The sequence below is a fragment of the Streptomyces erythrochromogenes genome, from assembly GCF_036170895.1.
Taxonomy (GTDB): Bacteria; Actinomycetota; Actinomycetes; order Streptomycetales; family Streptomycetaceae; genus Streptomyces; species Streptomyces erythrochromogenes.
Map to the genome: position 1 here is coordinate 894,577 of NZ_CP108036.1, position 11,757 is coordinate 906,333.

10 protein-coding genes are annotated in these 11,757 nt (G+C 74.6%); 4 read left to right on the forward strand and 6 right to left on the reverse strand.

The annotated features are described in order from the left end of the window. Nucleotides 1-109: 109 nt before the first annotated feature. Genes OHA91_RS04275 through OHA91_RS04285 form a run of 3 tightly spaced genes read left to right on the forward strand, consistent with a single transcriptional unit; the run spans nucleotide 110 to nucleotide 3,704 of the window. The gene (locus OHA91_RS04275) at nucleotides 110-1,063 is read left to right on the forward strand and encodes an alpha/beta hydrolase (RefSeq protein ID WP_266495128.1); all 954 of its coding nucleotides are present in this window, start codon (nucleotides 110-112) and stop codon (nucleotides 1,061-1,063) included. 14 nt (nucleotides 1,064-1,077) lie between these two features. Then, a complete protein-coding gene (locus tag OHA91_RS04280) occupies nucleotides 1,078-2,958 on the forward strand; it encodes an amidohydrolase (protein WP_328741073.1) in 1,881 nt (626 codons plus the stop codon). A gap of 20 nt (nucleotides 2,959-2,978) precedes the next feature. Next, the gene (locus OHA91_RS04285; RefSeq protein ID WP_328738617.1) at nucleotides 2,979-3,704 is read left to right on the forward strand and encodes a GPR1/FUN34/YaaH family transporter; all 726 of its coding nucleotides are present in this window, start codon (nucleotides 2,979-2,981) and stop codon (nucleotides 3,702-3,704) included. A 34-nt stretch (nucleotides 3,705-3,738) separates the two neighbouring features. Here the strand turns inward: OHA91_RS04285 and OHA91_RS04290 are convergent, their stop codons facing one another. From OHA91_RS04290 to OHA91_RS04305, 4 genes are all read right to left on the reverse strand, one after another. Further along, nucleotides 3,739-4,722, reverse strand: coding sequence for a helix-turn-helix domain-containing protein (locus OHA91_RS04290; RefSeq protein WP_328738618.1), 984 nt, complete (start codon nucleotides 4,720-4,722; stop codon nucleotides 3,739-3,741). 98 nt (nucleotides 4,723-4,820) lie between these two features. Continuing rightward, nucleotides 4,821-7,526, reverse strand: a complete 2,706-nt coding sequence (locus tag OHA91_RS04295; protein WP_328738619.1) for an AAA family ATPase — start codon at nucleotides 7,524-7,526, stop codon at nucleotides 4,821-4,823. Between the two features lie 166 nt (nucleotides 7,527-7,692). Beyond that, a complete protein-coding gene (locus OHA91_RS04300) occupies nucleotides 7,693-8,247 on the reverse strand; it encodes a GNAT family N-acetyltransferase (RefSeq protein ID WP_328738620.1) in 555 nt (184 codons plus the stop codon). Between the two features lie 38 nt (nucleotides 8,248-8,285). After that, on the reverse strand, nucleotides 8,286-8,552 hold the full coding sequence (locus OHA91_RS04305) for a DUF4235 domain-containing protein (RefSeq protein ID WP_266495114.1): 267 nt from the start codon (nucleotides 8,550-8,552) through the stop codon (nucleotides 8,286-8,288). 155 nt (nucleotides 8,553-8,707) lie between these two features. Between OHA91_RS04305 and OHA91_RS04310 the strand changes: the two genes are divergently transcribed. Further along, nucleotides 8,708-9,241, forward strand: coding sequence for a hemerythrin domain-containing protein (locus OHA91_RS04310; RefSeq protein ID WP_266495111.1), 534 nt, complete (start codon nucleotides 8,708-8,710; stop codon nucleotides 9,239-9,241). A 100-nt stretch (nucleotides 9,242-9,341) separates the two neighbouring features. Here OHA91_RS04310 and OHA91_RS04315 read toward each other — a convergent pair whose 3' ends face one another. Further along, nucleotides 9,342-10,877, reverse strand: coding sequence for an APC family permease (locus tag OHA91_RS04315; protein ID WP_328738621.1), 1,536 nt, complete (start codon nucleotides 10,875-10,877; stop codon nucleotides 9,342-9,344). A 149-nt stretch (nucleotides 10,878-11,026) separates the two neighbouring features. After that, entirely contained in the window at nucleotides 11,027-11,734 is a 708-nt protein-coding gene (locus OHA91_RS04320) for a TetR/AcrR family transcriptional regulator (RefSeq protein ID WP_266495107.1), read from the reverse strand. Nucleotides 11,735-11,757: the final 23 nt, after the last annotated feature.

Below are 11,757 nucleotides of genomic sequence, written 5' to 3' on the forward strand. Positions count from 1 at the left end.
GTCCCGCTCCGGCGCGCCGGTGGCCGTCTCCCGCCCGGGAACGGCCGCCGGCGTGATCCTGGGCGCCGTACCGGCAACCGCCCACCACTTCCCCCGAAGGAGTCCCACCGTGTCGAGCCGCCCCGTCCTGGAACCCGCCGCCCAGGCATTCGCCGACGCCACCGCGAAGCCGCCGTTCCTCTACGAGATCCCCGTCGCCGACGGCCGCAAGGCCGTGGACGACGTCCAGAGCGGCGACGGCGTCGCCCTCCCGCCCGTGGACGAGGAATGGCTCACCGTTCCCGGCGGCCCCACCGGCGAGGTCCGCACCCGCGTCGTCCGCCCGAGCGGCGCCACCGGCCCGCTCCCCGTCATCCTCTACATCCACGGCGCGGGCTGGGTCTTCGGCAACGCCCACACCCACGACCGGCTGGTGCGCGAACTCGCCGTCGGCGCCGGCGCGGCCGTGGTCTTCCCCGAGTACGACCTCTCCCCCGAGGCCCGCTACCCCGTGGCCATCGAGCAGAACTACGCCGTCGCCCGGTGGATCACCGCCGAGGGCGGCCGGCACGGCCTCGACGGCGGCCGCCTCGCCGTCGCCGGCGACTCGGTGGGCGGCAACATGAGCGCCGCCCTCACCCTGATGGCCAAGGAACGCGGCGACGTCCGCCTCGTCCAGCAGGTCCTCTTCTACCCGGTGACCGACGCCTCCTTCGACAGCGAGTCCTACCTGCAGTTCGCCGAGGGGTACTTCCTGCGCCGCGACGCCATGCGCTGGTTCTGGGACCAGTACACGACCGACCCGGCCCAGCGCACGGAGATCACCGCCTCCCCGCTGCGGGCCCGGACCGAGCAGCTCACCGGCCTGCCGCCGGCACTGGTCATCACCGCCGAGGCCGACGTGCTGCGCGACGAGGGCGAGGCGTACGCCGCGAAGCTGCGGGCGGCCGGGGTACCCGTCACCGCACTGCGCGCGCTGGGCACCATCCACGACTTCGTCATGCTGAACGCCCTGCGCGAGACCGCGGCCGCGACCCTCGCCATCGGGCTCGCCGTCGACACCCTGCGCGAGGCCCTGGCATGAGCGGCGCGCCCAGCATGCCCGTGGCCGGCATACGCCCGGCCCCGGAGCTCCACGACGGCTCCGCGGCCGACCTCGTCCTGCGCAACGCCAAGGTCTTCACGGGAGACCCCGCCCGGCCCGGGGCCCGCGCCGTCGCCGTCAAGGACGGCCGGGTCCTGGCCCTCGGCGACGACGACCACGAGCTCGCCGGGCTCGTCGGCCCCGGCACCCGGGTCGTCGACGCGCTCGGCCGCCGCGTGGTCCCCGGGCTGAACGACTCGCACCTCCACGTCATCCGCGGCGGCCTGAACTACGTACTGGAGCTGCGCTGGGACGGCGTACGCAGCCTGCGCCGGGCCCTCGCCATGCTGCGCGAGCAGGCCGGGCGCACCCCCCGCGGCCAGTGGATCCGGGTCGTCGGGGGCTGGACCGCCGAGCAGTTCGCGGAGCGCCGGATGCCGACCGTGGCCGAACTGAACGCGGCCGCACCCGACACGCCCGTCTTCGTCCTGCACCTGTACCAGTCGGCCCTGATGAACCGGGCCGCCGTCCGGGCCGCCGGGTACACCCGCGACACGCCCGACCCGGCCGGCGGGCAGATCGTCCGCGGCCGGGACGGCGAGCCGACCGGGGTGCTGCTGGCGGCGCCGGGCGCCCTCCTCCTCTACTCCACCCTCGCCAAGGCCCCGGTCCTGGACGAGGCCGCCCGGCGCACCTCCACCCGCCACTTCCTGCGGGAGCTGAACCGTTTCGGGCTCACTTCCGCCCTCGACGCCGCGGGCGGTTTCCAGAACTTCCCCGGCAACTACGAGACGGTCGTCGACCTGGCCCGCTCGGGCGAACTCTCCCTGCGGATCGCCTACTACCTGTTCCCGCAGACGGCCGGCCAGGAACTCGCGGACCTCGGGCGCTGGACCGGGACCGTCCGGCCCGGGGACGGCGACGAGTGGCTCCGCCTGGCCGGCGCGGGCGAGAACCTCACCTGGGCCGCCGCCGACTTCGAGAACTTCGCCGAGCCCCGGCCCGCGCTCGCCGAGGGCTACGAGGCCGAGTTCGAGCAGGCGGTCCGGCTGCTGCTGGAGCACGGCTGGGGCTTCCGGCTGCACGCCACCTACGACGAGACCATCCGCCGCGATCTGGCGGTCTTCGAGAAGCTCGCGGCCGAGGGGCTGTTCCCGGGCGGCGGCCGCTGGCTCTTCGACCACGCCGAGACCGTCTCCGACCGGAGCCTGGACCGCATCGCCGCCCTCGGCGGCGCCGTGTCCGTGCAGAACCGGATGTCCTTCCAGGGCACCGTCTTCCTCGACCGGTACGGGACCGAGGCCGCCTCCCGCACCCCACCGGTACGGGCCATGCTGGAGCGCGGTCTGACCGTCGCGGCCGGGACCGACGCCACGCGCGTGTCCTCGTACAACCCGTGGGTGGCGCTGCACTGGCTGGTGACGGGCCGCACCGTGGGCGGTACGGCCCTCTATCCGGCGGCGAACCTCCTCGGCCGGGAGGAGGCCCTCGGCCTGTACACCCGGGGCGGGGCGCGGCTCACCGGGGAGGAGCACGTCAAGGGCGTCCTGCGGGAGGGGTACTACGCCGACCTCGCCGTGCTGTCCGAGGACTACTTCACGGTGCCTGACGCGGCCATCCCCGACATCGAGTCGGTGCTCACCGTCGTCGGCGGACGCATCGTCCACGCGGACGCGGAGTACGCGGGCCTGGAGGAGGTCCTCCCGCCGGTCGCCCCCGAGTGGAGCCCCGTGGCCCGCTTCGGCGGGTACGCGGGCGGCGGGGCCCGCCAGGCCGAGGCGATGGCGGAGGCCGTCGCCGAGTCCGAACGGCACCGCCGGTGGCGTGCCGCCCGGGGCGACGCAGCGGTCCCCGGGCCGGCGCCGGACCTTGTCGACCCCTGCTTCGCGCACTGAACCACGAGGAGACCGCGCTGATGAGTACAGTCCCCGGCGCCACCGCCGACGACGGCCACGGCGGAGGGCCGTCCGGGCGCCGCTTCGAGCCGGACCTCCGCTCGATGACCCGGATCAACCTGCACCCGATCGCGTCTCCGATGCCCCTCGGATTCTTCACGGTGGCGATCGCGTCGGTGATGACGGGCTGTCTGCAACTCGGGGTCCTGCAGGCGCAGGACCGCCGGGCGGTCGCCCTGTGCGTGCTGCCCGCCTTCGCCCTGCAGTTCCTCGTCAGCGTCCTGGCCTTCGGGGCCCGGGACGTGATCGCGGCCACCCTGATGGGCACCTTCGCCGGCAGCTGGCTGGCGTACGCACTGGTCATGGCCACCGGAGCGGTCGGCGGGCCGAAGGTGCTCGGCGTGTTCAACCTGGCGTTCCTGTGCTTCGGGGCGCTCATGGCGGCGGTGACCCGGCCCAAACGCGCCCTGTGGCTCGTCCTGGTGGCCTCCTTGCCCCGCTGGGCGGCGACCGGACTGGCCGGGCTGACCGGGGCCGAGTGGCTCACGCGCACCGCCGGGGGACTCGGCCTCGTGGTGGCGCTCGTGGCCGCGTACGCGGCGTACGCGCTGATGCTGGAGGACATGCGCGGCGAGGAGGTGCTCCCGATCGGCCGCAGCGGACCGGCGCACCGTGCGGTCGAGGGTGATCTGGCCGTGCAGTTGCGCAACGTGGAGCGGCAGGCGGGCGTACGCCGCACCCTTTGAGCCGGCGGTGCGGTGCGCCTGCCGCCCCGCCCGGTCAGGCCGTGCCCGGGCCCGGGCCGCTCCGGGTCCGGGCGTCCGCCTGCCACTGTCTGGGCGACATCCCGTAGGCGGCGCGAAAGGCCCGGCTGAAGTGGGAGGGGCTCACGAAACCCCAGCGCTGGGCCACCGCCGACAGGGACACCGCGGCGGCTCCCGCGGGCCGGGAGAGCTCGCGCCGGCACCGTTCCAGCCGCTCCCGGTGGATCCAGCGGCCCACCGTGGTTCCGTCCGACCGGAACAGCTTGTGCAGGTAGCGCACCGAGACGTGGTGCGCGGTCGCGATCCGCTCCGGCGAGAGACCGGGGTCGCCGAGGTGGCGCAGGACGTACTCCTTGACGCGGGCCAGCATGCCCCGGGCCGCTTCCGGAGCCTGCGGGTCCAGCAGCCCGCGCCGCTCGCGGACCAGCACCGCCAGCAGGTCGGCCGTGGTCAGGGCGAGCTGGTGGCCGGTGTACGGGTCGAAGCCGTCGGCCTGCTCGGCGAGCCGGGCCAAGTAGCCGGCGACCAGCCCCGAGGTCCCGGAACTGCCGCTGAACAGGGTCCCGGTGACGGCCCGCAGGTCGTCGTCCGAGACGCCGAGCCCCTGCTTGGGCACCCGGAACGCGGTGAAGCGGAAGGCGTCCGGCTGCTCCCTGCGGTAGGGCCGGCCCGCGTCCGAGCAGGTGAAGGTGCCCGGTCGCACCAGGGCCTGGCGGCCGTCCTGGGTGAGCCGGGCGGTACCCCGCTGGTGGAGGGTGACGGTCAGGTACTCCGCACCACCCTCGGATATCCGGCGCTCGCTGCGCGACACCGTCTGCGGGCCGGCCTCGACCACGGAGATCTGCAGCGGTCCGAGCCTGTGGCTGGCGATCGTTCCCGGCGAGGGCTCGCGTTCGTGGAGCACGACGTCGAGCGGGATGAAGGTGCCGGACACCAGGGTGTGCCAGTAGTCCGCCCGGTCGGCGGGCGACAGCGGCGAGGTGGACAGTACGACGGACATGAGGGGCTCCGAGTGGGGTGCGGTCTTTCCTGTTCCCACTCTCGGACCCGGCGGCGCCGCTGCCATCCGTCACATGACTTGCGTCGTGGCCGGTCGCCTCAGTCGCCCGGCTCCCGCTCGACGACGTCGCGCAGCTGACCGCGCGAGGTCACGCCCAGGACCGGGAAGGCCTGGTAGAGGTGGGTGCCCACGGTCCGCGGCGACAGGAAGAGCCGCTCGCCTATCTCGCGGTTGGTCAGGCCCTGCGCCGCCAGCCGGACGATCCGCTGCCGCTGCGGGGTCAGGGACCGCAGCGCGCTGTGCCGGGCCGACTCGACGGCGACGCCCGCCGCCCGCAGCTCGGCCTCGGCGCGTGCGCCCCAGGGCTCGGCGCCCAGCCCCTCGAAGATCTCCCGCGCCTTGGTGAGGGCCGCTCGGGCCTCGGCGATCTGCCGCTGCCGGCGCAGCCACTCGCCGTACTCCAGCCAGACCTGGCCGCGTTCGAAGGGCCAGCGCTGTCCGGCCGGGTCCTGAAGCGCCTCGCGGAAGTACGCACCCGCCCCGGCCGGTCCGGCCAGCAGCGCGGCGGCCCGCAGCAGGATCTGCCGCAGCCGCGGGGAGGCTCCGTCGCCGACCTCGGCTGTCACCTGCTTCAGGGCGGTACGGGCCTCCTGCGCGTGTCCGGTGAGCACGGCGGCGGCCGCGTGGTCCGCGACGGCGTAGCAGGACAAGTGGTAATGGGCGGGCGCGCCCGATCCGTCGAAGAGCGCCCGCAGGTGGTGGTGGGCGGCGGCGTGGTCGCCGAGGGCGGTGGCGGCGAAGGCGGCGGCCCTGCGGGCCCGGACCGTGGTGGCGAGCGCGCAGGCCGGTTCGGTGACGGCCAGCACGGCTGCCGCGTGCCGCTGGGCGGCCGCGGTGTCCCCGGTCAGGGCGCACAGGGTCGCCAGGACGGCGAGCGCCCGTACGGTTCCGAGGTTGTGCTGCCCGGCGAGGAACCGGTCCGCGAGCCGTTCGACGCCGAGGCGGGCGTCCGCCCACCGGCCGCCGTCGAGGTTGGCCAGGGCCAGGTCGGCGGCGGCCGTCCCGGCGTGGAAGTCCGCCGCGTCCTCCCACTGCGGGTTGACCACGTCGCCCAGCAGGCTCACGGCCGTCTCGGTCTCGTCGAGCAGCATGCACAGCACACCGAGGGTGTGCTTCTGGGTGGGGATCAGGCCGGGGGCCGCGGTGACCGCGGGGAGGTGGCCGCGCACCGTGTTGCCGTGCAGGTAGGGGTCCGTGGCGCCGATGTCCCAGAGGTGGAAGGGATGCGTGGCCATGCCCTCGTCGCCGGCGCGGGCGGCCAGCATCGGCCGGATCCGCTCACGCTGGGCGGGGATGCCGGAGTGGTAGACGATGCCCGTCGCGATGGTGGAGACTCCCCCGTCGATCTGCGCCGACCCGGGCAGCTCGTCGGGCACGACCAGGCAGAACGCCCGTTCCATGCGCAGCATCAGCATTTCGACCAGCCCGCTGAAAGCGGATATCCAGCGCAGCGCGTCCGGGTCCCCGTCGAGCCGCGAGGCCTCGGCGGCGAGGTGCTCGGCCTTCGCGATGTCGCCCACGACGACGGCGGCGTAGGCCGCGGTGGCCTGCAGCCGCGCCCGTTCGGTCGGGGCCGGGTGCAGCTGCGCGGCCCGCTCCAGCCCGGCCAGTGCCTCGGCGACCGCGCCCCGGCCGAGCGCCCGCATGGCAGCGGCCTCCAGGGCGGTGGCGACCGGCTCCTCGGGGCTCACGGTGGCGGCCGACAGCTGCCAGGCGCGGCGCTCGGGGTGGCTCCCGAGGGCGTCCGCGAGGGCCAGGTGGGCGCGGCGGCGCTCGGCGAACGGGGCGGAGCCGTAGATCGCCGAACGGATCAGGGGGTGGCGGAAGTCGATGCGGTCGGCGTGCAGCCGTACGAGCCCCGCCCGCTCGGCGGGCAGCCACACGTCGGTGCGGGAGCCGGGCGGCAGTGCGGCCAGTACGTCGGCCAGGCCCGCGCCCTCGGCGGCCGCGGCCACGAGCAGCGCCTCGCGGGTGGCCCCGGGCAGTTCGTCGACCCTGGCGGCGAAGGTCCGCTCCAGCAGGTCGGTGACGGGTAGTGGCCCCACGGCCGGAAGCTGCCCGTCCCGCGCCGCCGACCGGGCGAGTTCCACCAGTGCGAGGGGGTTGCCGGCGGCGGTGGCGAGCACGGCGCGCCGGGTCGGGCCGACGGGCGGATCGGGCTGGGCGCTGAGCAGTTCCTCCGCCTCGGCGGGCGCGAGGGCGGCCACCACCAGCTGCGGTACCGACGGGTCGAGCCAGTCGGGCCGATGGGAGCCGCGGGCCGTGACGAGCAGGCCGATCGACTCGCCGGCCAGCCGCCGGGCGAGGAAGCCCAGCACCTGGCAGCTGCCCCGGTCGAGCCAGTGGGCGTCGTCGACGGCGAGGAGCAGCGGCCCGGTCGAGGCGACCTGTGAGGCGAGGGTCAGGACGGCCAGGCTCATCATCATGGGGTCGGGCGGCGTGGGGTCCTCGCCCAGCCCGAAGGCGCCGAGCAGCGCGCCGCGCTGACGGACCGGCAGGCCGTCCACGCCGTCCAGTACGGGCAGCAGGAGTTGGTGCAGGCCGGCGAAGGCGAGCTCGGTCTCGGCGGCGTTCCCCCGGACCCGCAGCACCCGGGTCCCGGCGCGCTCGGCCTCGCCGACCGCGGTGTCCAGCAGCAGGGTCTTGCCGACTCCGGCCTCCCCGAGCAGCAGCACGGACGCCGCCGCCGCGCGGGGGGAGAGAGCCTCGGCGATGAACGCCCGTTCTTCCTGACGCCCGATCACCACTGAACTCCTGAAACTCCTCGCGCGGGGGCGGGGTCCGCCCGTTCCGGAGCATATCCGCCGCTCACACCTCGGTGGACTCCCAGGACTTGGTGCCGCAGTCGCCCCTCACCGGAGGTCCTGCGCCCGACGGCACCTCGGACCACGCGATGCCCGCGCGCCGGATTCACTGTCCGCGCATCCCCCGACGGATGGTCCGCACGCCGAACCACTGCTCGGCGCCGAACTCCTCGAACCGCTCCACCTCGGTGAAGCCGAGCTTCGCCGCGAGGCGCACGGAGCGGTCGTTGGCGCTCTGGGTGCACAGCACCACGGGCTCGCCGGGACGGGCGTCGGCGAACCAGTCGAGGGCCGCAGCGCACGCCTCTGCGGCGTAGCCGCACCCCCAGGCGTGCGGCAGGAACGTGTAGCCGAGCTCGGCCTCCCCGGCCTCCGGACGGATGTGCCCGGGACGGCCCGGAGCGCGCTGATCGAGCGTGATCATGCCGATCATCGCTCCGTCGAGCTCGGTCACGAAGGAGCCGGGGCGCCGGCCGGGCACCTCGGGCACGCGCCGCTCCAGCTCGTCACGCGGCCGGGCGCCACCGAGGTAGGTGCCCACCTTCGCGGAGGCGAACAGCTCGATGAACGCCGGGCGGTCCCGGGCCTCGGACTCGCGGAGCACGAGCCGTTCGGTCCGTAACGGGGCGGGCGGCCAGTCGACGTGTTCGATTCCGATCATGGCGGGCAACCTACCTCACGAGCCGGTCGTCGGTCGGGTCAGTCGGGCCAGGTGCCGGTGAGGCGCCTGACGGCCACGGCTCCGCCCCGGTCGATCGCCGCCTTGACCGCGGCGAACACGGCGCCCTGCAGGATCGCGGCGATGAGGATCTCCCGCCACGACCGGTCCTGGTCGGTGGCATTCGGTGCGTCGTCCTCGTGGCCGAGCCGCTTCCACACCTGCTTGAACGCGATGCCGGCCAGCACGCCTCCGAGGGCGCCCAGGGTCATCCCCACGGGCTTGTACGCGACGGTCGAGGCCTTCATGAGTACCTCCTCCACGGGTTCGCGTGCTGTTCTTCCTCCCCTGCGCCTGCCCGGTCCTGCGCGCGGCTAACGCGTGCGGGGCCGGGTAGACGCGGAACCGGGCCGGCAGTCCGTGCCGGTCAGCAGGCCGATCCTCGACGGAACGGAGTTTCGCCATGGCACACGCAGTCGACGTCATCACCGAACTGACCGCGGACCACCGCGAGATGGACGAGACGTTCGACATCCTCGTACAGGCCGTCCCCGCGGCAGAACGGCAGACGGCGGCGGAGCGGCTGACGATCGAACTCGTCCGGCACACGGTCGCCGAGGAGGAGCACCTCTATCCGACCCTCCGGGAGGTGCTCCCGGACGGTGATCTCATCGCGGACCGGGAGATCGCCGACCACGCCCGGATGGAGAAGATCCTCAAGGACCTCGAGGGGCTCGACGCCGACGGACCCGAGTTCGACCAGCTCGTCGCGGCGCTCAGGGCCGAGGTCACCGCGCACGTCTGGGACGAGGAGGAGAACCTCTTCCCCCGGCTGCGGGAGACCTGCGCGCAGGAGGCCCTGGAACGGATGGGCGACAGCGTCCGGTGCGCGAAGCTGCGTGCGCCCCGCTCCCCCGGCACCCCGCCGGCGGCGGCCCCGGGCATCGGCCTGGTGGACCACGCCCGCGACCTCGTCACGAACCGCGGCCACCGGTAGCCCGCGCGGGTACCGAGCGGCGGCCCGCCCGCCGCCGGTCGCCCGGCCGCGCCCGTGCCGCCGTACGGGGCTGCGGCCGCCGCGTCCGGCGGCGGGTGGTTCATTCGCCGGTGGTGGAGGCGACCGGCAGACGGTCCGGGGCCCCGGGCTCGTGCGGGGTGGGGGCCGGGGCAGGGGCGGTGGTGGGGCGTTCGGTCCAGAACGTGCCGGACGCCGCACGGCGGGCGAGCATCAGGAGCACTCCGACCAGGCTCAGGCCGAAGGCGATGACCAGGGGCGGGCCCATGCCGAACCAGGCCGCTCCGCCGGATGAGTTGGCCGGATCCGCCATGTCGGCCACCGCCTCCACGAGCAACCAGACCAGCATGGCCGCGCCGACGAGCGGGCCGGCCCCGATGAGCAGGAACTCGCGCAGGCTCGCGGTGAGCCGGCGCCGGTGGTAGACCGCGCAGGCGATGCCGGTGAGGGCGTAGTAGAAGGCGATCAGCAGGGACAGCGCCGTCAGGGAGTCGGCGAGGGCGTTCTCGCTGATCCGGTGGATGAGCAGGTACCAGGCGGTGGCCGTGCCGGCGACCCACCAGGTGCTGACGGCGGGGGTGCGGTAGCGGGGGTGGATCATGCCGAAACGGCTCGGCAGGGCGTGCCGGCGCGCCATGGAGAGCGCGGTGCGCGACGCCGGGATGATCGTCGTCTGGGTCGAGGCGAGTGCCGAGGTGGCGACGGCCAGCAGGACGATCCAGTCCCAGCCGCCGAGGGCCTCACGGGCCAGGGAGGCGAAGACGGCCTCCTCGTCGTCGGCGTGCGCGGCGAGGTAGCCGGTACCGGCGAAGGCGACGACCGCGAAGGCCACGGAGACGTAGGTGGCCAGGAGGACGACGGTCGACCAGATGCCGGCCCGCCCCGGCGCCGAGGAGGGGTCCTTCGTCTCCTCGGTGAGGTTCACGGCCGACTCCCAGCCCCAGTACACGAAGACGCCGAGGAGCAGCCCGCCGGTCAGCGCCGTTCCGCCCGCCGCGAAGGGGTCGAGCCAGCCGGCGGCCGGCCGTACGGCGTCGAGTGAGGCGGTGCCCGCGTAGACCCGGTACAGGGCCACCCCCGCGAACACGAAGAGGCAGACGGTCTGCAGCAGGACCAGGACGTTCTGCAACCGGGCCGCCGCCTGCGTGTCCCGTACGCACAGCGCCGCCATCACCACGATCACGAGCACGGTCAGCGCCTGGCGGATCAGGGTGTCGCCCGCGAGGGCGTCCAGGCCGACGGCCAGCAGGCCGAAGTTCACGGCCACGTCGGCCAGCGAGCCGACGACCAGGACGCCGGTCATCGTGATCGCCCAGCCTCCGAGCCACCCGGCCGTGGGACCCAGCGCGCGCGTCACCCAGGAGAAGGTCGTGCCGCAGTCGGGATCGGCGCGGTTCAGGTAGTAGAAGGCGGATGCGATGAGGACCATCGGTACGAAGGACGCGAGCATCACCCCGGGAGCGTGTAGGCCGACCAGCGCGACGATCGGCCCGATCACCGCGGCCAGGGAGTACGCCGGCGAGGTGGCGTTGAGCCCGATGGCGAGCGCGTCGACGAACCCGATCGCGTTCGGTCTGAGCGTGGCGGCCTGCGGCGTCCGCGGGGTGTCTTCGACCATGGTCCCTCACTGGTGCGGTGTGAACGGGGCGTGAATGCGATGAGGAAACCCGTGCGCCGCCCAGAGGGTCAATGGTGTTGGCATAAGCCCTGCCGCCCAGGCCCCGTCCCGGCCCCGCCCCCGGCTCAGGCCCACGCCCCGGCCCCCGCTCAGGCCCCGGCATCCGCCAGCTGCCGCTCCGCCGTGTCCAGCAGCATCTCCAGCGCGACCGGGTAGGCGCTGTGCGGCATCCGGGCGGCCAGCAGCCCGGCGGTGGCCGCGATGTTCGGGTACGCGTCCGCCGGCAGGCGGGCGTACGTCGACTCCCAGCGCTCCTCGTCCGACTCGCGCGCCTTGGCCGACAGGGCCAGGGGGCCCGCGTCGAGGGCCGCGAAGGCCAGGCTCTGGTCGACGTAGGCGTGGTAGATCCGCACCGCGTCCTCGTCCCCGAACCCCGCACCGCGCAGGATGCCCAGGATCGCCTCGTCGGCCGCGATCTCGCGGGGCCGGCCGGTCACCCGGCTCGCGGTCAGCAGGGCGGCCTGCGGGTGGGCGAGGTAGGCGCCGTGGATGCGCAGCCCGAGGGCGCGGAGGTCGTCGCGCCACCGGCCGGTCGGGGACCAGCCGGCGAGCGCCCGGCCGATCAGCTCCTCGCCGATGGCGAGGGTGAGCCCGTCCATGCCCTCGAAGTACCGGTACAGGGTGCTCGGGTCCGCGCCCAGCGCGGCGCCGAGCCGCCGGGCGGACAGGCCCGCGCTGCCGTGCTCGCGCACCATCCGCAGCGCCGTCTCGACGATCAGCTTCTCGGAGAGCACCGTCCCCTGACGGGTCGGTCGCCGCCGCCTGCGGGCCTCCTCGGGGACCACGTCCTTCGCCATCGCCGCCCGCCTCCGTAACGTCC